Here is a 25,543-nt window from a genome sequence, read left to right on the forward strand (position 1 = left end):
CGACGACCGGGGCGCCCTTTCGGCGTTGCGGTAGATCAGGCCAGGCCCAGCTCCGACTCGAAGTTGCCGGCCTCCAGCCGCTCCTTGACCGCGGTCAGGAAGCGGGCCGCGTCGGCGCCGTCGATCAGCCGGTGGTCGTAGGACATGGCCAGGTAGACCATCGACCGGACGGCGATGACCTCGCCCAGCTCCGGGTCGTTGACCACGACCGGACGCTTCACCACGGCACCCGTGCCGAGCATCGCCGACTGCGGCGACGGCACGATCGGGGTGTCGAAGAGCGCACCCCGGCTGCCCGTGTTGGTCAGCGTGAAGGTGGCACCGGCCATCTCGTCCGGGGTGATCTTGTTGGCCCGGGTCCGTTCGGCCAGGTCGGCGATCCGCTTGGCGATGCCGCCCATGTTGAGGTCACCGGCGTTGTGGATGACCGGCACGAGCAGCCCGCGCTCGGTGTCCACGGCGATGCCGAGGTGCTCGGCGGCCGGGTAGGTGATCGTGCCGCCGTCCAGGTCCATGCTGGCCTGGATGATCGGGTGGGTCTGCAGCGCCTCGACGGCGGCGAGGGCGAAGAACGGCAGGAAGGACAACTTCACGCCGTGCTTGGCCTGGAACGAGTCCTTCGCCTGGACCCGCATCTTGGCGACCTTGGTGACGTCGACCTCGACGACAGTGGTCAGCTGCGCCGTCTCGTGCAGCGACTGCTGCATCCGCTTGGCGATCGTCGCCCGGATCCGCGGCAGCTTCTCCGTGGTGCCCCGCTTGGTGCTCGGCTGCGGCTTCGCGGCCGGCTTGGCCGAGGGCGCGGCTGCGGCGGGAGCGGCCGCCGGAGCCGGAGCGGCCTTGGCGGCCTTCGCCTTCTCGGCGGCCTCCAGCACGTCCTGCTTGCGGATCCGACCACCCACGCCGGTGCCGTTGAGCGCGGCGAGGTCGACGCCGTGCTCACTGGCCAGCTTGCGCACCAGCGGGGTCACGTACCCAGCGGCCTCCTCGCCGGCGCCCGGCGCCGGGGCGGACGGGCGTGCCGGCGCCGAGGTCGACGCGGCGGGCTGCGCGGCCTGCTCGGTCTTCGCCGGCTGCGCCGAGCTCTCGGTCTCCGCGGCGGGCTCGTTGTACGACATGCCGGGGGTCGGCTCCTCGACCTTCGGCGCCGGCTCGGCCTTCGGCGCCGGCTTGGCCTCCGCCTTCGGCTCGGGCTTCGGCTCGGGCTGCGCCGGGGTGGGTGCCCCACCGGCAACGCCGATGATCGCCAGGTCGGCACCGACCGCAGCGGTCTCGTCCTCGGCGACCTTGATCTCCAGAACCGTGCCAGCGACCGGCGACGGGATCTCGGTGTCCACCTTGTCGGTGGAGACCTCGAGCAGCGGCTCGTCGACCTCGATGGTCTCGCCGACCTGCTTCAGCCAGCGGGTGACAGTACCCTCGGTGACGCTCTCGCCGAGGGCGGGCATCTTCACCGCGGTGCCCTCCCCCGACGGGGCGGCGGCCGGAGCCGGCGCCTCGGCCGGGGCCTCGTCCTGGGCCACCTCGTCGGCGGTGCCCTCGGCGGCGGCCGTCGGCTCTGCGGCCGGCTCGACCGACTCGGCCGGGGCCTGCTCCTGCGGGGCGGCCTCGCCACCGCCGGTCGACTCGCCCTCACCGGCGATGACGGCCAGCTCGCTGCCGACCTCGGCGGTCTCGTCCTCGCCGACCACGATCCGGCTCAGCACGCCCGCAGCGGGCGACGGGATCTCGGTGTCGACCTTGTCGGTCGAGACCTCGAGCAGGGGCTCGTCAACCTCGACCGTGTCGCCCTCCTGCTTGAGCCAGCGAGTGACGGTGCCCTCGGTGACGCTCTCGCCGAGCCGGGGCATGGTGACCGATACCGGCATTTTCTGAGACTCCTTCATTCCCCTGGTGGGATCTTCGCCCGTCGCCGGACGCCGCGGTTTGGATGATCAGGCGTGCGAGTGCAGCGGCTTGCCGGCGAGGGCCAGGTGCGCCTCGCCCAGGGCCTCGTTCTGGGTCGGGTGGGCGTGCACGAGCTGGGCGACCTCGGCCGGGTACGCCTCCCAGTTGTAGATGAGCTGCGCCTCACCGATCAGCTCACCCACCCGGGCGCCGATCATGTGCACGCCGACCACCGGACCGTCCTCGACCCGGACCAGCTTCACGAAGCCGGTGGTCTTGAGGATCTGGCTCTTGCCGTTGCCACCCAGGTTGTAGTTGTACGTCTTGACCTTGTCGGCGCCGTACTGCTCCTTGGCCTTCGCCTCGGTGAGACCCACCGACGCCAGCTCCGGGTCGCAGTAGGTGACGCGCGGGATGCCGACCTCGTCGATCACGGCGGGGGTCTGCCCGGCGATCTCCTCGGCCACGAAGATGCCCTGCTGGAAGCCCCGGTGCGCGAGCTGGAGGCCGGGCACGATGTCGCCGACGGCGTAGACGTTCGGCACGTTGGTGCGCAGCCGCTCGTCGGTCAGCACGTAGCCGCGGTCCATCTTGACGCCCTGCTCCTCGTACCCGAGGTTGGCGGTGTTCGGGCCGCGACCGACGGCGACCAGCAGCAGCTCGGCCTCGACGGTCTCGCCGCCCTGGATGGTCAGCTTGACGCCGTTCTCGGTCTTCTCGACCTTCTCGAACGGCTTGCCGACCTTGAAGTTGATCTTCCGCTTGCGGAACGCCCGCTCCAGCGCCTTCGACGACTCCTCGTCCTCGGCGGCGACCAGTCGGGGCAGCGCCTCGACGATCGTCACGTCCACCCCGAAGGACTTCCACACGCTGGCGAACTCGACGCCGATCACGCCGCCACCGAGCACGATCACCGACGACGGCACCCGGTCCATCGTGAGGGCGTGGTCGCTGGTGATGATCCGCTCGCCGTCGACCTCCAGGCCGGGCAGGCTCTTCGCGTACGAGCCGGAGGCCAGGACGATGTTGCGGCCGGTGTAACGCTTGCCGTCCACCTCGACCACGTTCTTGCCGACCAGCTTGCCGGCGCCCTCGACGACGGTGATGTTCTTCGAGCCGCCCACCAGGCCCTGCAGGCCCTTGTACAGGCGGGAGATCACACCGTCCTTGTACGAGTTGACCCCGGCCATGTCGATGCCGATCAGCTCGGCCTTCACGCCGAACTGCTCCGACTCCCGGGCCTGGTCGGCGATCTCGGCCGCGTGCAGCAGCGCCTTCGTCGGGATGCAGCCGTTGTGCAGGCAGGTGCCCCCGAGCTTGCCCTTCTCGACCAGTGCGACCTTGAGGTCGAGCTGGGCGGCGCGCAGCGCGGTCGCGTAGCCGCCGCTGCCACCTCCGAGAATGACAATGTCGAAGGTCGCTTCGTTCGGCTCGCTCACGTCCAACTCCCAGGTCGCGTCGCTGCATCGGGGGTCACGGGGATGTAACACGGACACACCCCACCTCGGTCATCTTGTCACCACTGAGCACAGGGTGCGTACTGAGGTGCCCAACGACACGTCATCGACACGTACCCTTGGCACCGTTGTCGATGACGCACGGTGGGGGAGAGATCCGGTGGGGTTGTTCCGGCGCCGCAAACAGACGGCTGTGCCGAGCCGTGACCGTGCCGCCGATCGTGGCGATCTGGACCATCTGGAGAACTTCATCCGGAGCCGGCGCGGCGTCGAGGCGTTCATCGAGCCCCGGACGACCGTGACGGAGACCACCGTCATCCTGATCGCCGACGACGGGGAGTGGACCCGCCGCCGCATCGACGGCCCGGACGGGGCCCGGCGCTTCGCGTACCGGATGGGTATCCCGGTGTACGACGTCCGGCTGATGGGCTACCCGCAGCGGATGCGCGACTTCAACGAGCGCCGCAAACGCCGCCCCGAGCGGTACTGAGACACGCGAAAGGGGCCCCCTGCGCAGGGGGCCCCTTTCGCGTGTTCGTCAGCCGTTGGCGGCGACGTCCTCGACGAGCTGCACCAGCGTGCGGACCGGAACGCCGGTGCCGCCCTTGGTCCAGTAGCCGAACGGCTCGCCCGGGTGGTAACCCGGCCCGGCGATGTCGATGTGCGCCCACGCCACGTCGTCGGTCACGAACTCGCGCAGGAACACCCCGCCCTGCAGCATGTGACCGGCCCGGTCCATGCCGGCGTTGACCTGCGAGATGTCCGCCACATCCGACTCCATGCCCTTACGGACGTCGTCGGGCAGCGGCATCGGCCAGGCCGGCTCGCCCACGGCGTCGCCGACCACCTTCACCCGGTCGCACAGCTCCGGGGTGCCCATCACGCCGGCCATCCGCTTGCCCAGCGCGATGACCTGCCCGCCGGTCAGGGTGGAGGTCTCGAACAGGTAGTCGGTGCCGTCCGCGCAGGCGCGGGCGATGGCGTCACCCAGGATCATCCGGCCCTCGGCGTCGGTGTTGAGCACCTCGACCCGCTTGCCGTTGAACATGGTGATCACGTCACCCGGCCGGTAGCTGGTGCCCGACGGCATGTTCTCCGCCATCGGCAGGTACGCGCTGACCGCCACCGTCGGCTTCAGGGCGGCGATCGCCAGCATGGCCGCGCCCACAGCGGCGGCGCCCGCCATGTCGGACTTCATCTCCCACATGCCCTGCGCCGGCTTGATCGAGATGCCGCCGGTGTCGAAGGTGATGCCCTTGCCGACCAGCGCGACCCGCTTGCCGTTGCCGCCACCCTCCGGGGTGTAGGTCAGCTTCACCAGCCGCGGCGGGGCCTCCGAGCCCTGCCCCACAGCGACGATGCCGCCGTAGCCGCCGTCGGCCAGCGCCGCCTCGTCCAGCACCTCGACGCCGAGACCCGCCTCGCGCGCCGCGCTGGCGACCGCGTCGGCGAACGACGGCGGACGCAGCTCGTTCGGCGCGGTGTTCACCCAGTCCCGGCTGAGCCGGACCGCGCCCGCCACCGCCTGCGCCCGGGCGATCTCCGCCTGGGCGCCCGCGTCACCGGCGTCCGGCACCGCGATGAGCACCTCGGCCACCGGCTCGCGCCGGGTCGGCTGGGGCCGGGTCTTGTAGCCGGCGAACCGGTACCCACCCAGCAGCGCGCCCTCGGCGACCGCGCGCAGCTCGGCCGACGCGTCCGCGTCGTCCGGCAGCGGCAGCGCCAACGCGACCCGGGGTGCGCCGGCCAGGGCCCGGATCGCCGCACCGGCAGCCCGGCGCAGCGTCTCCGGGGCCGGGGCCGCACCCGACGGCTCCGGGCCGAGCCCGACCGCGGTGACCAGCGGGGCGGTCACGGTGCCCAGCGTGGCCAGCTTGATGACCTCACCCGGCCCACCGGTCGCGCCGAGCAGCGCGAGGGTCTCGGTCAGCTTGCCGTCGAACGCGGCCGCGATGCTCTCCGCGCCGCTGGCGAGCAGCAGGGTGCCGGCGAGGCCGCTGGTGGCGCCCTGCTCTCCGGTCTGGCTGTGCACGCCGATCACGATCGCGTCGACGGCGAGCTCGGCCGGGTCGGTGTCGACCAGGCTCAGATTGGTGGTGCGGGGTGAAGTCACTGAAGCTACTCCGGGCGGGCCGGGCCGGTCGCGGCGTCGCGTACCAGCGGTGAAGGTCTCCGGCGGAACCTACCCGCCGGACGTCATGGCTGTCCCGCCGACAGCGCCAGCGGGCTCCCGCCGATGCTAACCAGCGACGTTGCCCCCGGTAAGTTGCCACCCATGACCGACGTGACCTCCGACGCCGCCGCGACCCGGCTGCGCCGTTCCCCGCTGCACGAGCGGCACCTCGCCGCCGGAGCCAAGTTCGCCCCCTTCGGGGGCTGGGAGATGCCGCTGGAGTACGCCGGCGGCGGAGTGCTCAAGGAGCACACCGCGGTGCGTACGGCGGTCGGGGTCTTCGACGTGTCACACCTGGGCAAGGCCCGGGTGAGCGGCCCCGGCGCGGCCGACTTCGTCAACTCCTGCCTCAGCAACGACCTGGGCCGGATCGGCCCGGGCCGGGCGCAGTACACGCTCTGCTGCGACGACGCCACCGGCGGCGTGGTGGACGACATCATCGCCTACCTCTACGCCGACGACCACGTCTTCCTCATCCCGAACGCGGCGAACACCGCCGAGGTGGTGCGCCGGTTGCGCGCCGCCGCGCCCGAGCAGGTGACAGTCACCGACGAGCACGAGGCGTACGCGGTGCTGGCCGTGCAGGGCCCCCGCTCGGCCGAGTTGCTGGCTGCCCTGGACCTGCCCACCGAACACGGCTACATGAGCTTCTCCGCCGCGAGCCTGGCCGGGGTGGAGCTGACCGTCTGCCGTACCGGTTACACCGGCGAGCTGGGCTACGAGCTGGTGGTGCCGGCGGAGCACGCGGTCGCCGTCTGGGATGCGCTCTTCGCCGCCGGTGCGGCGTTCGAGCTGCGCGCCTGCGGGCTGGCCGCCCGGGACACGCTGCGTACCGAGATGGGTTACCCGCTGCACGGGCAGGACCTCTCCCTGGACATCAGCCCGGTGCAGGCCCGCTCCGGCTGGGCGGTCGGCTGGGACAAGCCGGCCTTCTGGGGCCGCGACGCGCTGCTCGCCGAGAAGGCCGCCGGCCCCCGGCGTACGCTGCGCGGCCTGGTGGCCGTCGACCGGGCCATTCCTCGCCCCGGCATGACACTGCACGTGGGCGACACCCAGGTCGGCACCGTGACCAGCGGCACCTTCTCCCCGACCCGCAAGCAGGGCATCGCGCTGGCCCTGCTGGACACCGACGCCAACCTGACCGACGGCGACGAGGTCGAGATCGACATCCGAGGCCGCAGAGCCCCCCTGAAGCTGACGAAGCCCCCCTTCGTAACCCCCTCAGTGAAGTAACCCCACCCCCACCCCCACCCCACCCCGGCCCTTCCCGGCGTTGATCATGAGGTTGGCGGGGCGTTGGGAGATCAAATCCCCCGCTAACCCCATGATCAACCTGGGCTGGGGGTGGGGTTGGGGGGTGGGGGGTGGGGGGGTTAGCTGGAGGGGGTTGGGGGTTCGCCGGAGTCGAGGACTGCCTGGGTCCAGCCGCCTTCTATGACGCCTGTCGCGTCCAGGACGGCCCAGTCGACGACGTCGGAGGCCTCCACGACCACGGGGGCGCCGATGCGGACGCTCTCGTCGGTGTTGGCGTCACTGGCGCTCACACCCACGATGCGCTCCGGGGTCTCCCACGAGGTGACGCCCGCCCAGACATACTCCGGGCCGTCGTCCCCGGGCAGGCCGTACTTCACCACCAGCTGCGACTCGGTGGGGAGTTGACCGGCGACGAACCGGGCCCGCGCGTTGTCCAGCGCGGCCCGGGCGGTGGCGACCGCACGGCTCATCGCGTCACCGGAGCGGGCGTAGCGCACGTCCGGCTGGATCCCGGAGAACAGTGTCGCGCAGGCGGCGGCGTAGTAGCGCCCGTCCGGGCCGGGATGCCCGGCTGGCGGGCGGAGGCTGAGGAACGAGTCGGCCTCCGGGTCGGTCGCCGGGTCCAGTTCGAGGCGGAGCAGCACCGGGGCGGTGGCGCCGTGCTGCTCCGGGTTGCCGTACGCCACAGCGATGTCGTGCCCGGTGACAGTGGCCAGCACCGGCAGTTGCACGAACGCCGGCACCTCCTCGCCGGTGAGCCCGTCGGTCCAGTCCCGCAACAGTCGGCGGGCCGCCCCGGTCATCACCGCACCCCAGGCGCGGGTGAGGTGGTCGGGCACCCCCTGGGTCTGCAACTCCAGCAGGCCGAAGCGGCGTAGCCCCTTGGTGGTGAACCACAGGCCCTCGGTGTCCGACGAGTACGGCACCAGCACCCAGTCGACGAGTCGGATGCGGCCCTGCTCATCGGGGAGGGAGCGCAGCGCGGTCGCCGGGTCGAGGAACTGGAGGCCGAAGACGTCCACCACGTCGCTGTCGACGGATTCCGCCACGGCGGCCGCGACCGCCCGGGCGGCCCACTCGTGCGCGGGCGGCCAGCCGGGCCGGTACTCGGCCTGTACGACCACCAGGTGCGTCGCCGCCGCCAGCCGGGCCAGCTGCTCCGTGGTGGCACCGAACGCGGTGAGCAGATCCGGTGGCAGCTCGGGGAACTCGGAGATAGGCCGGGTGTCGACGCTCATCAGCGGGCTGTCGAGCATCTGCCGGGCCAGCCCGTGCACCGGCTCGGCCAGCCGGCCGGTCAGGGCCGCCACGGCGGTCTTCGCACTGACCTTCGGTAGCCCCGCCATCGGCACCAGGTAGGTCGCGCTGAGCGACTCCGGCACCGGTACGGGCAGGAAGTCGTCCGTGATGAGCATTGTGGGATCCCCCGGTGGCAGCGCCGGTGTTGTCGAGCCGAACGCTACCCGGCCCGCCGTACCCGGTTCAGCCGGACAGCACCAGACCCAGGTAGACCAGCGTGGTGACCACCTCGACGGTCGCCCCGAGGACGTCGCCGGTGATCCCTCCGAGCCGGCGTACCACGTGTGTGAGCAGCGGTAGTGCGACGGCGATCGCGGCGACGACGGCCAGCGGCCCCTGCCATGGACGGCCCGGCACCGCGGGCACCGCCAGCAGCACGACGACGACCGCGCCGGCGGCCAGTGCCACCGGGCCGACAGTGCCGGCCACCAACGCGCCCAACCCGTCGGGCCGGGCCGCCGGCACTCCCCGCCGGCAGGCCACAGTGACACCGAACCGCCCGGCCGCGGTCGCCGCGACCACCGCCGCGAGGCACCCCGGCCAGGACCGACCGGCGAGGTCGGCGAGCGCCGCCGCCTGCACCAGGAGTACGACCACCAGGGCGACCACCCCGAACGGGCCGACGTCCGGCTTCTTCATGATCTCCAGGGCGGCCGCGCCCCGCCGGTACGAGCCGAGCGCGTCCACGGTGTCGGCCAGCCCGTCCAGGTGCAGCCCTCGGGTGAGCAGCGCGGCGACGCCGACTGTCACACCGGCCGCCACCAGCGGGGGAGCGAGCGCCCCGGCCAGCAGCAGCACACCGGCCAGCAGGACGCCGAGCAGCGCGCCGACCACCGAGGCGAGGGCCATCGCCGTGCCGGCGACCGGGCGGTCGATGCGCCCGGCCCGCACCGGCAGCGTGGTGAACGTGGTGACCGCCAGCCGGGCTCCCGCGAGGAGCCGTGGCTCAGCCGGCACGCCAGCCCGACGCCGGCTGTTCGTCGACCTCGGTGCTGGCCGGGCCCGGACCGGCCGGCTCCGGCTCGACGAAGTCGGGCTCGGTGGAGTCGGGCTCGGTGAGATCCGGGTCGGCGTAGCTCGGGTCGGTGGACTCCGACTCGTCGGCGGCCGGATCGGTGTCGTCAGTGCCGGCCAGCGACGGGTGCACCGGCAGCGCGGCGGACAGCGCCAGCACCGAGCGCAGCAGCGGCAGCGCGACCAGCGCGTTCGCGCCCTCGCCGAGATCCAGCCGCAGGTCGAGCAGCGGGGTGAGGCCCAGCACGTCGGCGGCGAGCCGCACGGCCGGGTGCCCGCCGTGGTCGGCCAGCAGGCACCAGTGCCGGGCCTGCCCGGCCAGGTCACGGCTCACCATGCCGGCGGCCAGGCCGACCGGCCCGTCGAGCAGCACCGGCACCCGGCGGGCGGTCGCGCCGAGCAGCACGCCCGTGGCCACTGCCACGTCGCCGCCGCCCAGCTCGGCGAGGATGTCCTTGGCGCCGCGCGACGAGCGTCGGGTGCGGTGCAGCGCGTCGCGGACCGCCGCGCAGCGGATCATCCACGCCGCGTCGTCGATCTCGCCGGATTCGGTGATCACCCGGCCCAGCACGGCGGGTGGCTCCGCACCGGCGGTCGCCGCGAGCACCGCCGCGGCCGCCGCCTCGGTGCCGGCTCCGCACGCCCCGAGCACCAGCAGCTGTACGCCGGCGTCGGCGGCCTGCTCGGCCAACCGCCAGCCGTAGCGCAGCGCGGACTCCACCTGCTCGGGCGTGAGGGCCGGCTGGTCCTCGATCGGCGCGGCGGCCGGCGTGTCCACCACCTGGAGACTGGCGCCGCTCTCGGCGGCCAGCCGTGCCAACGCGCCCCGGCCGGCGCGGGCCTGCGCGGCGCGGCGCGCCGACTCACCAGCGACGGTGCCGGCCGACGCCCCGCCGGCGTGGTCGCCGTGCAGCAGCAGCACCCGCACCGAGCCCCAGGCGGCGGGGATCGAGGTGCCCTGGGTGGCGGCGGCGAAGCCCACCACCCGGTCCAGCACGCCCAGCCCGGCACCCGGTACGTCAAGCGTGGCCAGCCGGTCCACCGCCTGCGGGCCCGCGTACTCGTCGGGCATCGGCAGCTCCATGCCGGGCTGGATGACCAGCCCGGTGGACACCATCGGCAGCGCCATGGTCGGCGCGGCCCACGCGTTGCCCGGCTCCGGGGTCGGGGCGGCCGGCGGGGTGTGGGTCAGCACGTCGGGCAGCTGCACCTCGGGGGTCGGCTCGGTGTCGGCCAGGCTCGCCACGACCGGGGCGGTGGCGGCGGCCGTCGGCGCGGTCGCAGTGGCGGCCGGCGCGGTCACGGTGGTGGTGGCGGTCGACTCGGTCGCGGTGGCGACCGGCTTGAGCCAGACCGGCTGACCGGCGACGACCAGCACCACCGCGTCGCAGGCGTCGGCGACCGCACGGTTGGCCGCGCCCAGCGCGTCGGTGAAGGCCCGGCCCAGCGGGGTGGTCGGCACCAGCGACAGCCCCACCTCGGGGCTCACCAGCACCACCCGGGCGGCGCACCCGCGGATCGCCTCGGCCAGCTCGGCGATGGTCGCCACGTCGTCGGCGGGTTGGTGGTCCGGATCGAGCAGCACCGTCACCCAGCCGCCCAGGTCGTCGACGAGCAACGTCTCGTTGGGCTCGGCGGACTCGAGCACGTCGGCCAGCCGGCGCGGATCCTCGGTGGTCTCCTCGGTGGTCCAGCTGCCCGGCCGCCGGGCGCGGTGCGCCGCCAGCCGGGTCGCCCACTCGGTGTCCTCCGGGTCGCCCTCGGGCGCGGTGGCGACGTAGCGGACCACCGGAGCGTCGGTGACCAGGGACTCGGCGAACTCGGACTTGCCGGACCGGATACCGCCGAGCACCAGGACCGTGTTCCACCCGTCTACGGACATGCCCGTACCTTAAGGCCGCCCGGGGTTGCGGTGCCTGCCGGCCCGGTGCTCCCGGCCGTTCAGTCGCAGTGTTCGAACGCGCTGCCGTAACTGACCCCACCGGTGGAGCCGCCCCACTTGACGCACGTCCCGGCGGCGGTGGCCCGCACCGGTCCGGCGTAGTAGTCGAAGGACCCGCTGTCGGTGCTGCGTGTCCGCCCCTGCACCTCCAGGTACGCCGAGGCCGCCGACTTCGTGCCGACCGCGGTGTCCTTGAGGGTGACCACGCAGTTGGTGCCGGTGCCCGCGTGGTACAGCAGGTAGACCCGGCCCTTGCGCTGCCCGTCGCCGCCGGTCAGCGTCGCCGAGTCGATCACCTGGTAGCCGCTGCCGCACGCCTGGGCGGCCGTGTACGGGTTGGGCCGGCTGGACGGGGTGCGGCTGGGCGTCGGTCGGCTGCTGGCCGTACCGGTCGGTGTGCCGCCCGGCGTCGTGGTGCGGGCGGGGTCGCTGCTGGCCGTCGCGTCGACGGCGGCGGAGCCGGTCGGGTCGGCCGTCGCGGTGCGGCTGGCGCCCGGCGTCGTGGTGGGCCGGGGCCCGGTGGTGGTCGCGTCTGCGGGTGGTAGTGATCCGTCGGCGGCCGCCACCGACTCGCCGGCCAGCGCGGGCGGCTGGGCCGAACCCTGGTTGGCTTCGGGTCGCAGCGCCACCACGGCCACCGCGACGACCAGCGCGACGAGGACGACCGCGCCGGCCCCGAGCAGCAGTGGACGGCGCCGGCCCGCCGGCCCGCCCGGGAGCGCGTCCTCCCGGGTCGGCTTCGGCCCGGTCGTCGGTTCGGCAGTGCCGCTCGCCGGTGGGCGCGGCGCGGCGGGCCCTGCCGACACCGGCCCGGCGGGCGGCGCCGCCCCGACCGGCGGCGTGGGAGTCAGGCCGGCCGGCGGCACGGGAGCCGGGCCGACGGGAACGGCGGGGGCCGGGACGGCGGACGGGGTCGGAGCGGCCAGCGCCCACGGAGGGCGGGCGGAGACCGGGATGCTGGCCAGTGTCGCGTCGCGGGCGTCGGCGGCGGCAGCGGCCAACTCAGCGGCGCTGCCGAACCGGTCCTCCGGACGCTTGGCCAGCGCGCGGGCCACCACGGCGGCGACCGCCGGTGGGGTGTCCGCCGGCAGCGCGGCCGGGTCCTCCTGAGCGTGGCGGAGCGCCACCGCGAGGGGGTTGTCACCGTGGAAGGGCGGCTGCCCGGCAAGGCAGAAGTACGCCACCGCGCCGAGCGCGTAGATGTCGGTGGCGGCCGAGACCGGCTGCCCGGTGGCCTGCTCGGGGGACATGTACGAGGCGGTGCCGAGCACCATGTTCGCGGCGGTGAGCCCGGCCATGTCGCGGGACCGGGCGATGCCGAAGTCGACGAGCACCACGGTGCCGTCGGCCTTGACCAGCAGGTTGCCCGGCTTCACGTCGCGGTGCACGATGCCGGCGAGGTGGGCGGTGTGCAGCGCGTCGGCGGCCTGGGCCAGCACCGACATGGTGGTGGCCGGATCCAGCCGTCCCACCGCGCGCACCCGGGCGGACAACGGCTCGCCCTCGACGTACTCCATCACCAGGTAGTCGACCTGGCTGCCGTCGTCGAGCGCGGCCTGCCCCACGTCGTGCACCGGGACCACGCCGGGATGCCGCAGCGCGGCCAGCATCCGCGCCTCGCCCCGGAACCGGGCGGTGAACTCCGGATCGGCGACCAGCGACGGCAACAGCACCTTTACCGCGACCTCGCGTTCCAGCAGCACGTCCGTGCCGCGCCAGACCGCGCCCATCCCGCCCGTCGCCACCCGCTCGCCCAGCCGGTACCGGTCGCCGAGCAGTACTCCCCGCGTTAACACCGAGCCACCGTACCGGCCGGCGTCAATCGGTTTGATCCACCCCGTGGGTCCCGGCCGGGGCGAGCGAGCGGCCGTTGCGCGCCGGGCCGACTACGCTGGCGAGGGTTCGTCCCACGGGGACTTCAGCGGCGAGGGGAGACGCGGCATGGCGTGGAGCTGGCGGTACGAGGGCACGGACGGCCAGACGGTCGAGGGACCGGCGGAGTCGTTCAGCAGCCAGGCCGACGCCGAATCCTGGATCGGTCAGACCTGGCGGGAGCTCGCGGCGTCCGGCGTCACCTCGGTCGCGCTCGTGGAGGACGACCGGGTGGAGTACCGGATGAGCCTGCTGCCCACGGCCGAGTGATGGCCTACGACCGCCCGGGCGGTGACGGGCTGGTCCTCGGCGTACCCAGGGCGGCGTTCCGGCCCAGCCCGGTCTTCCTCGGCCTGGTCGCGCTCTTCGCGGTCAGCGGGGTGTTGACCTGGAACGGGTACGGCAGCGTCCGGTTCAACGTGTTCCTCTTCGTGGTGTCCGGCTGGCTGGTGTCGCTCTGCCTGCACGAGTACGCCCACGCGGTGGTGGCCTACCGGGCCGGCGACCGGGACATCGCCCACCGCGGCTACCTGACGCTCAACCCGTTCAAGTACACCCACCCGCTGCTGTCGATCGTGCTGCCGGTGGTGGTGGTGCTGCTCGGCGGCATCGGCCTGCCGGGTGGCGCGGTCTGGGTGGACCGGCACGCCATTCCGGGCCGACTGCGGCACACCCTGGTCAGCCTCGCCGGCCCGGCGACCAACGTGCTGTTCACGTTGGTGCTGGTGGCGGTGGTGCGGCTCGGCGCCCAGTCGGGTGGTCCGGTGGAGTTCTGGGCCGGGGTGGCGCTGCTCGCCTTCCTCCAGCTCACCGCCAGTGTGCTGAATCTTCTGCCGGTGCCTGGCCTGGACGGCGGCAACATGATCCAGCCGTGGCTCAACCCGCAGTGGCGCAAGATGTACGACCTGTTCGCGCCGTACGGCTTCATCCTGCTCTTCGCGTTGCTGTGGAACCCGCGCATCGGTGGGTGGTTCTTCGACGCGGTCTTCGCGGTCGGTGACCTGCTCGGTCTGCCGTCGTGGCTCTACGCCACCGGCCTGGAGCTGATCCGCTTCTGGCAGAGCTGACCTGAGCTGGGCCGACCGGCCCGGTCGGCGTGCAACACCCACGCCGGCCGGGCCGGACCCGTGTCAGGGACGCTGCGCGGGTGACTCGGTCTTTGCCGGGTCCCGCTCGGTGACCGGCCCGACGATGTCGTCGATCGCCTTGAGCAGGTCGGCGTCGAGCTTCACCCCGGCCGCCTTCACGTTGTCGTGCACCTGCTCGGGGCGGGACGCGCCGATGATCGCCGAGGAGACGTTCGGGTTCTGCAGGACCCACGCCACGGCGAGCTGGGCCATGCTCAGCCCGGCCTGCTCGGCGATGGGCTTGAGCTGCTGCACCCGGGTCAGCACGTCGTCGTTCATGAACCGGGAGATGAAGCCCGCGCCGGACTTCTCGTCGGTGGCGCGGGAACCGGCCGGCGGCGGCTGCCCCGGCAGGTACTTGCCGGAGAGCACGCCCTGCGCCATCGGCGACCAGACGATCTGCCCGATGCCCAGCTCCTCGCTGGCCGGCACGACCTCGCTCTCGATGACCCGCCACAGCATCGAGTACTGCGGCTGGTTGGACACCAGCGGGATGTGCAGCTCCCGGGCGAGCGGGTGCGCGGCGCGCAGCTGCTCGGCGGTCCACTCGGAGACCCCGATGTAGTGCGCCTTGCCGGAGTGCACGACGTCGGCGAACGCCTCCATCGTCTCCTCCAGCGGCGTGCTGTAGTCGTACCGGTGGGCCTGGTAGAGGTCCACGTAGTCGGTACGCAGCCGGCGCAGCGAGCCGTTGATCGACTCCATGATGTGCTTGCGGGACAGGCCACGGTCGTTGCGGCCCGGCCCGGTCGGCCAGTAGACCTTGGTGAAGATCTCCAGGCCCTCCCGGCGCTCGTTCTCCAGCGCCCGGCCGAGCACGTCCTCGGCTCGGGTGCCGGCGTACACGTCGGCGGTGTCGAAGGTCGTGATCCCCGCGTCGAGTGCGGCCCGGACGCAGGCGAACGCGGCGTCCTCCTCGACCTGCGACCCGTGGGTGATCCAGTTGCCGTACGAGATCTCGCTGACCATCAGGCCGGAACGGCCCAGGTGTCGGAATTCCATGTACCGACCCTAGCTCTAGTGGATCACCGGTGGCGATCGGTGACTCAGAGAACCGGGTTGGCGTCGGTGAGCAGTCGGTCGATCTCCTCCAGCACCTCGGCGCGATCGCCGTGCACCGGGTCGATGAGCGGCACGCCGCGCCGGTCCAGCGCGCCCCACCGCCCGTTGCCGCTCTCGACCAGGAACGCCACCGGGTGGATGACAAGCATCGGGTGCGACGGCGGGACCAGCACCGTGCCGGTGCGGTCCACCACGCCCCGCCGACCCGCCACGTCGACCACGGCGAGCCCCTCGTCGGTGAAACCGTCGATCTGCTGGCCGTCGGCCAACTCGGTGACGAAGCCGTGGTAGCGGGTCGGCACGACGATCCGGCCGGTCCGGTCGACCGCCCCCCACCCCTCGCGTCGCACCGCGGCCAGCCCGCGCCGGAACGGTCGTACCTCGGCGAAGTTGGGTGCGACCTGCACCGCGCCGGTCGCGTCGATCGCCGTCCAACCGCCCTCGCCGACCACCCAGGCCAGGCCGTCGCTGAACGGGTGCGCCGCCCGGAAGGACGGTGGGATCACCGTCGTGCCGAGCAGGTTGATCAGCGACCAGCGGTCGGTGTCCGGCCGCCGGACCCAGGCCAACCCGTCGTGGAAGGGCTGCGCCTCGGCGTACCGGGCGGGAATGACCACGTCGCCGTCCTGGCTGGTGTAACCCCAGAGCGGCCCGTCCCGGTGCGGCAACGGGGGCCGGTCCCGGTCGAGCACCTCGTCCCGACCCCGGGGGTACGGCCCGAAGCCATCCGCCTCGGCCCGGACGGTGACCGCGTCCAGGGCCACCCGGACCCGGTCCAGCAGTTCGGCGTCGCCCGCGCCGCGCAGGTCGAGCGCCTTCTCGAAGTGTTCGCAGGCCTCCATGAGCCGTCCCTGGTCGTAGGACGACCGCCCGGCGTGCTCGTGCAGCGCGGCCCGCAACCGGTCGGGCAACTCGACCGAGTTGGCCTGGGCGAAGAGCTGGTCCGCCTCGGCGAAGTCGCCGCGCCAGCGCAGCACGTGGGCCAGCCGGGCCTGGGCCAGCGCGGTCCGGCGCAGCTCGCCGGTCGCCTCGGCGTAGGTGAGGGCGAGCCGACCGTCGGCCAGCGCGTCGTCGAGGTCGCCGAGGATCCGCGACGCCACCGCCCGCAGGCTGAGCAGACGCGCCCGAGCACGGTTGTCGACAGCCGAGCCCAACTTCTCGGTCAACCGCCGCCGGATGGCCCGCAGGTCGTCCGGCTCGGTCAGCTCCTCGCGCAGGGTGACCGGGTCCAACCGCCACCGGTACGCGGCCAGCACCTGTTCCGGGTCGCCCGGGTCGGCCAGCGACGGGCGGGTCACCACCGGCGGCGCGTCGTCGGGTGGCGCGGACACCGGCACGTTCACCGCGTCTTCACCGCTGCGCGGACCGGGTACGGCCGAGGCGGGTGGCCCGGACGTCGGCTCCACCGACGCCGGCGGCCCGGAGACGGGCGCTGCCTCAGGCGCTGGCGGCGCGGAGACGGGTGTCTCGGCGAACGCTGGCGGCGCGGAGACGGGTGCTGCGGGCGGGGCCGAAATAGGCGGTGCCGGGGGCGCGGAGACCGGCGTGACCGAGGCAGTCGGTGCGGAGGCGGGCGGTGCGGAGACGGGCGGCGGGCTCGTGTCGTCCGCAGCTGGCACGGGCAGCGCGGTGTCGACCGGCCACTCGTCGTCCTGCCAGCCATCGGTCAGGCTCGTGCTCGGATCGTCAGCCGGTTCCGCCGGCTCGGCGTGTGGCGTGAGTTCGTCCGTCGGGCCGTACTCGACCGGATCGGTGTCCTCGGCGGGCAAAGCGGTGGAGAGCTGCTGGTCGGCCTCGCCCTCGGCGTCGAGGTCGGCTTCGGTCCGCTGGTGGGGCATCGCGACGACAGGTGCGCCGGAGACGGGCTGGTCGCCGTCCACCGTTCCCGCATCCGCAGCGGGAAGCGGGTCGTCCTCCAGGTCGTCCGCCCAGAGCCGGGGGGCATCGGAGACCGAGTCGGCGGGCGGCACGGAGACCGGGCGGGCGGGTGGCGCGGAGACGACCGGCGCGAAGGCGTCGTCTGGTGTCGACCCGCCGGGGTGCTCGTCGGCCACGTCGAGGTGGGTAACGACCCTCGGCGTCGACGTCTCCTCCGCGTCCGGTGCGGCCGGTGTCGTGGCGAGGTCGGGGTCGCCGGCCGTCGAGTCGTCGTCGGCCGGGTCGAACGACTGCTGATCCGTCGTCGGCTCATCCTGGTCGGATTCAGCGGGCGGGGCGGGGCTGAACCACGCTTCCGGCCCTCGGGCACGCGGGACGTCGTCCGGCTCGCGAACGGGCGCCACCGGCTCTTCCGAGGGCGGCGGGGGTACGTAGCGGCGCGGCGTACCGGGGGCCAGCGGAAGCGCCGGCACGACGTCCTCTGCCGGCGGCTGCGAGGCCGCAGGAGCCGAAGCCGCGGGGGTCGGGTCGGCTGGGGGCGGGGCGGGACGGGTTGCCGGTGGCTCCGGCGCCTGCCAGGTGGGTGGCGGGGCGACCGACGGGCGTGCGTCCGCCGTCGGGGCCGGTCGCTCCGGCGAGTACGGGCGCGGCGCGGCCGGGCGATCGGCGGAGTGTGGCCGCTCCGGGGAGGGCGAGCGGTCCGGGGAGACCGGGCGGCGGTCGGTCGGTGCGGTGCCGGCCGTCGGGTCGCCGACCCGACGGCGGTCCTCGTCGCCGCGCCGCTGCTCCGCAGGGTGGTCCCCGGTGCCGGGGCCGGGGTAACGCGGCGGCGGGGTGGGGTGGGCCCCGGACGCCGGTGGCGGTTCGGCCAGCGGCCGGTGTGCCGGTGCTGGCGGGGCAGCCGACCGCTCGTCGGCGCCGGGCGGGTCCACCGGCGCGGGCAGGTACTCCAGCCGCAGGCGGGCGGCGGGTGGCCCCGAGACGGGCCGGTCGGCGGCGGGGGAGACCGGAACGGCGGACACCGGTCGGTCCCGACCTGGCGCGGCGGGAGTGACGGGTGCCGGTGACACCGGCCGTTCCGGGGAGGCGGGGACGGCGGACACCGGTCGGTCCCCGCCGCGGGTGGCGGGGGAGTCGGGTGCCGGTGACACCGGCCGTTCCGGGGTCGCGGGGGAGACCGGGACGGCCGACAGCGGTCGGTCCCAACCGGGCGAGACGGGGGCCGGCGACACCGGTCGCTCCGGGGAGACCGGTGGCGCCGGCATGCCCCGGCCGGCCGCGGGCGGCGCGGTCGCGGCCGGGCGTACCGACCGATCGTCGTACCGCGCCGGGGTGGCCGGCGGTCGATCGTCGGGCCGGGACGGCGTGGCCGTCGGCCGTTCGGACCGGGCGGCCGGCCTCGACGCGATGCCCGGCTCGGCGCTGCGGTGGGGGTCCGCGCTGCGGTGCGGGTCGGGACTGCGATGCGGGTCGGTGCGGTGCGGGTCTGCGGTGCGGTGCGGATCGGCGGTGCGGGTTGGGTCGGTGCGGTGACCCGGCTCCCGGGCGCGGTCCGGGGTGCGGTCCTGGCGCACCGGACCCGGCGGTGGCCAGGGCAGGCTGCCGTCCGGCCGTTGGCCCGACTGCGGGCGGGGCTCGCGGTGGGCGTCCTCACGAGGTGCGTCCTCGCGGTACCCGTTCTCGCGGTACGCGTCCGGGCGGGCCTGCTCGCGGGGTCGCCGGTCCGGGTACGCCTCGGTGCGGGCCGCCGCCTCACGGGGCTGCCAGTGCGGGTCGGGGTCGGGTCGGCGCCGGTCGTCGTCGAGGCGGGGCTGGTCGGGCAGGTCCGTTTCGGGGCGACGCCGCCGTCCACCGTTGGGTGAGGGCGCTGCGCCGATGCCCTCGTCCGCCCGGTAGCGCGGCTCGGGGCGGCGCAGGTCGTCGGCGGCCCGGTCCGGGTATCCGTCGGCGCGGTATCGCGTGCGGCCGTCCACGGGCGCCCACGGGTCGGCCGCGTCGGCGATCCGGCCGTCGTGGTCGCGGGTGGGTCGGACGGCGTACCCGTCGTCGGGGTGCCGCTCGTAACCGGCGGCCGGTCGCTCCGGTGTGCCGCGCCGACGTGGTGCGTCGTCCGGCTCGGGCACCCAGCCGGGTTCGGGCCGGGGCGCGGGGGAAACCGGCGGCGTGCCCCGGTAACCCCGATCCCGCTCGGTGGGCTCCTGCCGCGGGCGACGGCTGTCGTACCGCTCGGGGTTGGGCTGGTCCCGATGCCAGGCGGCTTCCCGTGCGGGCCCCCGCTCCTCGACGGGGCGGCGGTCGGACCAGGCGGTACGCCGGTCCGACTCGGGGGAGCGGCGTTCGTCGCGGCGGGGTGGCTCGGGCAGCGGACGACGGTACGGCTCGTGGTCGTAGTGGCGGGAGTCGGCGGTGTCGGGCCGGCCGTAGACGGAGGTGTCCGCCGGGCGCTCGTCGCCCCGGAGCCGGCCGTAGGCCGGTGTCTCGCCCGGCTCGTCGTCCACCCAGGACCGGCCCTGGGGTGCCTGTTCCGCCGGTGGTTCGTCGGACCACGACCGGCCGAGGTAGGTGCCGTCCGGGCGGGTGGGCGCGAGCGGTGGCACCTCGGCGCGGCCGGACACCGTCGCCCGGCCACGCGGTGGCGGCTGGTGCGGCATGCCGATGTCGCCGGGGTAGCGCTGGCCGGGGAACTGGGGGTGCCACTCGGTGGTCGGTTCTACCACCCAGGACGGCTCGTTCGGGTCCGGCCACCGGTCGGTGTAGCGGCCGTTCATCCGTGGAGCCCGTCGCCACACCCGGCCGCGGGGCCGATTCTCGCCGGGCGTGAGCTGTCCGCAGCCGTCGCCGGGTGATCGCTGGGCGTCCGGTCGCCGCCTGCCACGCCCCGGTGGCCGGCTCGCGTCCGCTCGCTCACGCGTTGTCACCTCGTTGCAAATTGTCGCGCTGGGGCCGCACATGCCGGTCAGGTCGCCGCTCCGGCAGGCCGTGGCTGCGGATGGAGGGTAACGGCGTGGGCTCGCTCACCGCCACTGTGGTGCCGCCCACCGGCGCAAACGTTATCCCATTGGTTTCGGACATTTGGTCCTATAACCGAATCTGGACTCCGACCCTACCGCACTCGGAGACCATCCGGCTCCGGCGGGATCGCCGCGCTCGTTCAGGGATGCTCCATGATGAGGACGGCGAACGTACCGGGAGCGAGCGCCTCGTAACGGTGCGGGGCGTCCCCGGGGAACGTGGCGTAGTCGCCGGGGTCGAGTTCCACAGGCGTCGCCTCGGGCCCTACCCGCAGCCGGCCGGCGGCGACCACCACATGCTCGATGCTGCGGGGGGTGTGTCCGTGTCCGGCCCGGACCGAGCCCGGTTCCAGCCTGATCAGGTAGACGTCCCGGCGCAGGTGCGCCGCGCCGGCGCTGAGCAGCGTTCCGCTGAAGTCGGCCTGCTCGGAGCGGACGTGCGGCCCGTCCCCCGCCCGGATGACCCGTACGCCGTCGTCGACGGGCTCCACCAGTCGGCTGAACGGCACGCCGAGGGCGACACCCAACGCCCAGAGCGTCTCCACGCTCGGGTTGCCGGTGCCCGACTCCAGTTGGGAGAGGGTGGACTTGGCCACCCCCGCCCGGCGGGCCAGCTCGGTCAGCGAGATGTTGACCCGTTCCCGCTCCCGGCGCAGGGCGGCGGCGATGGTGGCCAGCGGGGCAGCCGGTTCCGAAGGCATGCCTTCGCTCCATTGGGTCGAACGTTCGGTGTGGCGAACAACGGCAACCCGTTCAGCATGATGAACCCGCGGCACAGTCCGCGCAGATACGGCGAAACTGCTGCCTCTGAGATGTCTGAGGCAGCAGTTTCGCTGATGTCGTGCGGATCCTGCGGGTGTGGGAGCCCGGGGTCAGACCTTGTCGCCGAGATTGACCTGGGGCGCCGGAGCGCGCATCCGCCGGAAGGTGATCGACCGCATGACCGCGTAGAGGTAGAGCGAGCCCATCCGCTGGTCGGTCTTCGGGAAGCGCTCCCGGACCAGCTTGCCGATCTTGCGGCAGATCAGCACCGAGTCGACGACCATGCCCAGAGCCAGCGCGCCCCAGACCACGTTGGAGATCAGCCGGACCAGCGCCGGCATGGCCGCGTTCGACCCGACCAGCGCGATCAGCGCGCCGCCGAAGAACCAGGTGCCGACGGTACGACGGGAGTCGACCACGTTGCGGGCCAGCAGCCGCTCCGGGCCACGGTCGCGGGGGCCGCCCTCGCGGCGGAACTCCGACGCGGCCTCGGCGCGCAGTTGGCGGCGACGCTCCCGCTCCTCCTCCTTGGTGAGGGGGCGGGTGGGGCCGGCCGGGCGACGGCCGACGGTGGGCCGCTTCGGCGTCTCCCGACCCTTGGCCGGGGTGTAACCCCGGGGACGCTCAGCGGTCTCCTCGGGGGTCACCGAGGTGACGGCCTCGTCGACGAGGTCGGTGGACTTGCGGCGAAAGAGCGACGGCACGCGGCAAGGGTAGCCAACGGTCCGCGCCCGGTGCACATCGCGGTACAGCGGCCGACGGCTCCAGGTCGCAGCGCGACCTGGAGCCGTCGTAGCCGAACGATGGGTGACCGAGGTTACGGACGCTCGGCGTGCGCGCCCAGGTCGGCGAGCTTCGCCTCGAAGTCCTCGTAGCCCCGGTTGATCAGGTCCACGCCGTACACCCGGGAGGTGCCCTCGGCGGCGAGCGCCGCGATCAGGTGGCTGAACCCGGCCCGCAGGTCCGGGATGACCAGGTCGGCGGCGTGCAGCTTGCTCGGCCCGGCGATCACCGCGGAGTGCTTGAAGTTGCGCCGGCCGAAGCGGCACGGGGTGCCGCCGAGGCAGTCCCGGTAGACCTGGATGTTGGCGCCCATCGAGTTGAGGGCCTCGGTGTAGCCGAGCCGCTGCTCGTAGACCGTCTCGTGGACGATCGACAGGCCTCGGGCCTGGGTCAGCGCCACGACCAGCGGCTGCTGCCAGTCGGTCATGAAGCCGGGGTGCACGTCGGTCTCCAGCGCCACCGCGTTCAGCTCGCCACCCGGGTGCCAGAAGCGGATGCCGCCCTCCTGGCCCGGGTCGCCCAGCTTCGGCGCGCGGGCGTCGGTGACCTCGTACTCGCCGCCGACCGAGCGGAAGATGTTCAGGAAGGTCATCATGTCGGCCTGCTGCGCGCCCAGCACCTCGACGTGACCACGGGTCGCCAGGGCGGCGGCCGCCCAGCTCGCCGCCTCGATCCGGTCCGGGATCGGCCGGTGGGTGTAGCCGTGCAGCTTGGGCACGCCCTGGATCTCGATCACCCGGTCGGTGTGGACCTTGATGATCGCGCCCATCTTCTGCAGGATGCAGATCAGGTCGATGATCTCCGGCTCCACCGCGGCGTTGCGCAGCTCGGTGACGCCCTCGGCCATCACGGCGGTCAGCAGCACCTGCTCGGTGGCGCCGACGCTCGGGTACGGCAGGGCGAACTTGGTCCCGTGCAGCCCGTTGGGCGCGGACAGGTGCAACCCCTCCGGCCGCTTGTCGACAGTGGCGCCGAACTCGCGCAGTGCCTGGAGGTGGAAGTCGATCGGGCGCGGGCCGATGTGGCAGCCGCCCAGATCCGGGATGAACGCGTGCCCGAGGCGGTGCAGCAGCGGGCCGCAGAACAGGATCGGGATCCGGCTGGAACCGGCGTGCACGTTGATCTGGTCGGTGCTGGCGCTCTCCACGTTCGCCGGGTCGAAGACGAGCTCGCCGTCCTCGGTGCCGTCGGTGACCTTGACGCCGTGCAGGCCGAGCAGACCTCGCACCACCTCGACGTCGCGGATCTTGGGCACGTCGAACAGCCGGCTCGGGCTGTCGCCGAGCAGCGCGGCGACCATCGCCTTCGATACCAGGTTCTTCGCGCCGCGCACGCGGATCCGCCCTTCGAGCGGAGTACCTCCGTGCACAACCAGGACGTCGTCGGTCAACGCAACCTCCAGCGCGTCGGTGCTGCCGTGTTGATGGTGGGGTGCCTGAACCTTGTCGCTACCCCGGATGCGGCCATATCGAAACGGCCCGCGTGTGTCGTCGCTTGGGCAGCATAGCCCTCGGTGACGAAAAAGGACTCGGTCACATCGGCGTGTGTGGCATTAATCGGTGATCCGGCACTTTTGCGTACCAAGAGCGCTACGGATCGTGATCAGGACACCGCCGGCGGTGGAGTGTCCGCGCCAGGCAGCGCGAGCATCTGATCCAGCGCCACCCGGGCGTGGTGCGCGGTGTCGGCGTCCACCGTGATCTGGTTGACCACCCGGCCCGCGACCAGCTCCTCCAGGGCCCACACCAGGTGCGGCAGATCGATCCGGTTCATCGTCGAGCAGTAGCAGACGGCCTTGTCCAGGAACATGATCTGCTTGTCCGGGTGCGCCAGCGCGAGCCGGCGGACCAGGTTCAGCTCGGTGCCGAGCGCCCACGCCGAGCCGGCCGGAGCAGCCTCGATGGTCTTGATGATGTATTCGGTGGACCCGACGTAGTCGGAGGCCGTGACCACCTCGTGCCGGCACTCCGGGTGGACCAGGACGTTGACCCCGGGCACCCGCTCCCGTACGTCGTTGACGCTCTCCAGGGTGAACCGGCCGTGCACCGAGCAGTGCCCCCGCCACAGGATCATCTTCGCGTCGCGCAGCTGCTCCGGGGTGAGCCCGCCACCGGGCTTGTGCGGGTCGTAGAGAACGCAGTCGTCCAGCGACAGGCCCATCTCCAGCACCGCCGTGTTGCGGCCCAGGTGCTGATCCGGCAGGAAGAGCACCTTCGACCCCTGCTCGAAGGCCCAGTCGAGGGCGCGCTTGGCGTTGGACGAGGTGCAGACCACGCCGCCGTTGCGGCCCACGAAGCCCTTGATGTCCGCCGAGGAGTTCATGTACGTCACCGGAACTGTCTCGCCGGCGATGCCCAACTCGGTCAGCGTGTCCCACGCGGCCTCGACCTGGCCCAGCACCGCCATGTCCGCCATCGAGCAACCCGCCGCGAGGTCGGGCAGGATCACCCGCTGGGCGTCGGTGGTGAGGATGTCGGCGCTCTCGGCCATGAAGTGCACGCCGCAGAAGACGATGTACTCCGCGTCCGGGCGGGCCGCGGCCTCCCGGGCCAGCTTGAACGAGTCGCCTGTCACGTCGGCGAACTGGATCACCTCGTCGCGCTGGTAGTGGTGCCCCAGGACGAAGACCTTGCTGCCCAGTTTCGCCTTCGCGGCGGTGGCGCGGGCCACCAGATCCGGATCGCTGGGCGCCGGCAGGTCGCCCGGACACTCGACGCCGCGCTCGGTGTCGGGGTCGCTGCCCCGGCCGAGCAGCAGCAGAGCCGTCGCCGTGTTGGAGGGTTCCACCCAGGTCGAAGTCACGTAGCCAATGGTCCCACAGCGCGAGCGCGACGCAGCTTCGCTCGGTGTGGGCTGCCACACTGCTCGGCATGCGCGTGCTGCTCTGCCCGGACAAGTTCGCCGGCACCCTGTCCGCACCGGAGGTGGCCGCCGCCGTCGCCGCCGGTTGGCGCACCGTCACCGAGGGGGACGATCTGCTGATCCGACCGCTCGCCGACGGCGGGCCGGGCTTCGTGGAGGTGCTCGCCGAAGCCCTCGGTGGCCGGCGGGTGCCGGTGTCGACTGTCGATCCGCTGGGCCGGCCGGCGGCCGGTGAGATCCTGCTCACCGCCGACGGCGCGACCGCCTATCTGGAGAGCGCGCAGGCGTGCGGCCTGCACCTGCTCTCCGGGGCCGAGCGCGACCCGAAGAGCACCACCTCGTACGGGCTGGGTCTGTTGGTGGCCGCCGCTGTGGAGAGCGGTGCCCGCACTGTGGTGATCGGGCTGGGCGGCTCCGGCACCAACGACGCCGGCGCCGGAATGCTCGCCGCGCTGGGCGTGACCCCCCTCGACCAGGGCGGCGCCGCTCTGCCGTACGGCGGGGCGGCACTCGCCGCGGTCGCCGCGCTGGACGGCGCGCCCCGGCTGCGCGGCGTCCGGCTGGTCGCGGCGACCGACGTGGACAACCCCCTGCTCGGCCTGCACGGCGCGAGCAACGTGTTCGGCCCGCAGAAGGGCGCCGACCGGGCTGACGTACTGCTGCTCGACGCGGCCCTGGAGCGTTTCGCGGCGGTGCTGGAACGGGACCTGGCCGGCTGCCCGGCGGGGCTCGGCGCGCTGCCCGGGGGCGGGGCCGCCGGCGGCATCGGTGCCGCGCTCCTCGCCCTTGGCGGCGACTGCGAGTCGGGGATCGGCCTGGTCACCCGGGCCACCCGACTCGACGCCGCGCTGGACACCGCCGACCTGGTGATCACCGGGGAGGGGTCGTTCGACCACCAGTCGCTGCGCGGCAAGGTCGTCGCCGGGGTGGCCGGCGCCGCCCGGGACCGGGGAGTGCCCTGTGTGGTGGTGGCCGGGCAGGTGAGCACCGGCCGGCGGGAGGCCGCCTCGGCGGGGGTGACCGACGCGTACAGCCTGGTGGAGCATTTCGGCGGCGAGGAGGGCGGCGGGCTCGACGCCGCGCTGAGCCGGCCCGCGGAGGGGCTGCGCGAGCTGGGCGCCCGGCTGGCCCGGCAGTGGAGCCGCTGAGCGTCCCGACCG

Annotated in this window: 18 protein-coding genes; 5 read left to right on the plus strand and 13 right to left on the minus strand. The window is 73.5% G+C overall.

What is annotated here, in order from left to right; all coding sequences use genetic code 11:
- Nucleotides 1–35: 35 nt before the first annotated feature.
- Nucleotides 36–1,868 (minus strand): 2-oxoglutarate dehydrogenase, E2 component, dihydrolipoamide succinyltransferase, encoded by a 1,833-nt coding sequence (gene sucB, locus OH804_RS01870; protein WP_196918995.1) that lies wholly within the window; start codon nt 1,866–1,868, stop codon nt 36–38.
- Between the two features lie 66 nt (nt 1,869–1,934).
- The gene (lpdA, locus tag OH804_RS01875; protein ID WP_196918994.1) at nt 1,935–3,326 is read right to left on the minus strand and encodes a dihydrolipoyl dehydrogenase; all 1,392 of its coding nucleotides are present in this window, start codon (nt 3,324–3,326) and stop codon (nt 1,935–1,937) included.
- A gap of 178 nt (nt 3,327–3,504) precedes the next feature.
- On the opposite strand from lpdA, the gene OH804_RS01880 reads away from it, so the two are divergent.
- The gene (locus OH804_RS01880; RefSeq protein ID WP_196918993.1) at nt 3,505–3,834 is read left to right on the plus strand and encodes a hypothetical protein; all 330 of its coding nucleotides are present in this window, start codon (nt 3,505–3,507) and stop codon (nt 3,832–3,834) included.
- Between the two features lie 48 nt (nt 3,835–3,882).
- On the opposite strand, the gene OH804_RS01885 is transcribed toward OH804_RS01880, so the two are convergent.
- Nucleotides 3,883–5,457: a leucyl aminopeptidase gene (locus OH804_RS01885; protein ID WP_196918992.1), complete on the minus strand. Its 1,575-nt coding sequence runs from the start codon at nt 5,455–5,457 to the stop codon at nt 3,883–3,885.
- A gap of 162 nt (nt 5,458–5,619) precedes the next feature.
- On the opposite strand from OH804_RS01885, the gene gcvT reads away from it, so the two are divergent.
- Entirely contained in the window at nt 5,620–6,750 is a 1,131-nt protein-coding gene (gcvT, locus tag OH804_RS01890; protein WP_406062363.1) for a glycine cleavage system aminomethyltransferase GcvT, read from the plus strand.
- Between the two features lie 140 nt (nt 6,751–6,890).
- Here the strand turns inward: gcvT and OH804_RS01895 are convergent, their stop codons facing one another.
- From OH804_RS01895 to OH804_RS01910, 4 genes are all read right to left on the minus strand, one after another.
- Nucleotides 6,891–8,186, minus strand: a complete 1,296-nt coding sequence (locus OH804_RS01895; RefSeq protein WP_406062365.1) for a DUF2314 domain-containing protein — start codon at nt 8,184–8,186, stop codon at nt 6,891–6,893.
- 67 nt (nt 8,187–8,253) lie between these two features.
- Nucleotides 8,254–9,027: an adenosylcobinamide-GDP ribazoletransferase gene (locus tag OH804_RS01900; protein ID WP_406062367.1), complete on the minus strand. Its 774-nt coding sequence runs from the start codon at nt 9,025–9,027 to the stop codon at nt 8,254–8,256.
- The gene (locus OH804_RS01905; RefSeq protein ID WP_406062369.1) at nt 9,017–10,966 is read right to left on the minus strand and encodes a bifunctional adenosylcobinamide kinase/adenosylcobinamide-phosphate guanylyltransferase; all 1,950 of its coding nucleotides are present in this window, start codon (nt 10,964–10,966) and stop codon (nt 9,017–9,019) included. Before OH804_RS01905 ends, OH804_RS01900 begins: the two co-directional genes overlap by 11 nt.
- Before the next feature lie 59 nt (nt 10,967–11,025).
- Nucleotides 11,026–12,822: a protein kinase domain-containing protein gene (locus tag OH804_RS01910; protein ID WP_406062371.1), complete on the minus strand. Its 1,797-nt coding sequence runs from the start codon at nt 12,820–12,822 to the stop codon at nt 11,026–11,028.
- Between the two features lie 145 nt (nt 12,823–12,967).
- Here OH804_RS01910 and OH804_RS01915 point away from each other — a divergent pair, with 145 nt between their 5' ends.
- A complete protein-coding gene (locus OH804_RS01915) occupies nt 12,968–13,168 on the plus strand; it encodes a hypothetical protein (RefSeq protein WP_196918986.1) in 201 nt (66 codons plus the stop codon).
- On the plus strand, nt 13,168–13,965 hold the full coding sequence (locus OH804_RS01920) for a site-2 protease family protein (RefSeq protein WP_196918985.1): 798 nt from the start codon (nt 13,168–13,170) through the stop codon (nt 13,963–13,965). The genes OH804_RS01915 and OH804_RS01920 overlap by 1 nt, the downstream gene beginning before the upstream one ends.
- 63 nt (nt 13,966–14,028) lie before the next feature.
- Here the strand turns inward: OH804_RS01920 and OH804_RS01925 are convergent, their stop codons facing one another.
- From OH804_RS01925 to nadA, 6 genes are all read right to left on the minus strand, one after another.
- Nucleotides 14,029–15,027, minus strand: a complete 999-nt coding sequence (locus OH804_RS01925; protein WP_196918984.1) for an aldo/keto reductase family protein — start codon at nt 15,025–15,027, stop codon at nt 14,029–14,031.
- 44 nt (nt 15,028–15,071) lie between these two features.
- Nucleotides 15,072–19,733 carry a WG repeat-containing protein gene (locus tag OH804_RS01930; protein WP_406062374.1) on the minus strand — a complete coding sequence of 1,554 codons (4,662 nt, stop codon included), beginning with the start codon at nt 19,731–19,733 and terminating at the stop codon, nt 15,072–15,074.
- Nucleotides 19,734–20,116: 383 nt separating this feature from the next.
- Nucleotides 20,117–20,677: a helix-turn-helix domain-containing protein gene (locus OH804_RS01935; RefSeq protein ID WP_196918983.1), complete on the minus strand. Its 561-nt coding sequence runs from the start codon at nt 20,675–20,677 to the stop codon at nt 20,117–20,119.
- 171 nt (nt 20,678–20,848) lie between these two features.
- Nucleotides 20,849–21,442: a DUF3043 domain-containing protein gene (locus OH804_RS01940; RefSeq protein ID WP_406062376.1), complete on the minus strand. Its 594-nt coding sequence runs from the start codon at nt 21,440–21,442 to the stop codon at nt 20,849–20,851.
- A 113-nt stretch (nt 21,443–21,555) separates the two neighbouring features.
- Nucleotides 21,556–22,911: a UDP-N-acetylglucosamine 1-carboxyvinyltransferase gene (gene murA, locus OH804_RS01945; protein ID WP_030337972.1), complete on the minus strand. Its 1,356-nt coding sequence runs from the start codon at nt 22,909–22,911 to the stop codon at nt 21,556–21,558.
- Nucleotides 22,912–23,123: 212 nt separating this feature from the next.
- On the minus strand, nt 23,124–24,323 hold the full coding sequence (gene nadA / locus OH804_RS01950) for a quinolinate synthase NadA (RefSeq protein WP_196918981.1): 1,200 nt from the start codon (nt 24,321–24,323) through the stop codon (nt 23,124–23,126).
- A gap of 68 nt (nt 24,324–24,391) precedes the next feature.
- Between nadA and OH804_RS01955 the strand changes: the two genes are divergently transcribed.
- Entirely contained in the window at nt 24,392–25,531 is a 1,140-nt protein-coding gene (locus OH804_RS01955) for a glycerate kinase (RefSeq protein WP_406066389.1), read from the plus strand.
- Nucleotides 25,532–25,543 lie beyond the last annotated feature (12 nt).

Source organism: Micromonospora sp. NBC_00860, assembly GCF_045207375.1.
Taxonomy (GTDB): domain Bacteria; phylum Actinomycetota; class Actinomycetes; order Mycobacteriales; family Micromonosporaceae; genus Micromonospora; species Micromonospora vinacea.

Coding starts and splice junctions, on each gene's coding strand:
- OH804_RS01895 (WP_406062365.1), bottom strand. CDS start 8,186: ATGCTCATCACGGACGACTTCCTGCCCGTACCGGTGCCGGAGTCGCTC.
- OH804_RS01915 (WP_196918986.1), top strand. CDS start 12,968: ATGGCGTGGAGCTGGCGGTACGAGGGCACGGACGGCCAGACGGTCGAG.
- OH804_RS01935 (WP_196918983.1), bottom strand. CDS start 20,677: ATGCCTTCGGAACCGGCTGCCCCGCTGGCCACCATCGCCGCCGCCCTG.
- gcvT (WP_406062363.1), top strand. CDS start 5,620: ATGACCGACGTGACCTCCGACGCCGCCGCGACCCGGCTGCGCCGTTCC.
- OH804_RS01925 (WP_196918984.1), bottom strand. CDS start 15,027: ATGGAATTCCGACACCTGGGCCGTTCCGGCCTGATGGTCAGCGAGATC.
- OH804_RS01930 (WP_406062374.1), bottom strand. CDS start 19,733: ATGAACGGCCGCTACACCGACCGGTGGCCGGACCCGAACGAGCCGTCC.
- OH804_RS01905 (WP_406062369.1), bottom strand. CDS start 10,966: ATGTCCGTAGACGGGTGGAACACGGTCCTGGTGCTCGGCGGTATCCGG.
- OH804_RS01920 (WP_196918985.1), top strand. CDS start 13,168: ATGGCCTACGACCGCCCGGGCGGTGACGGGCTGGTCCTCGGCGTACCC.
- sucB (WP_196918995.1), bottom strand. CDS start 1,868: ATGCCGGTATCGGTCACCATGCCCCGGCTCGGCGAGAGCGTCACCGAG.
- OH804_RS01955 (WP_406066389.1), top strand. CDS start 24,392: ATGCGCGTGCTGCTCTGCCCGGACAAGTTCGCCGGCACCCTGTCCGCA.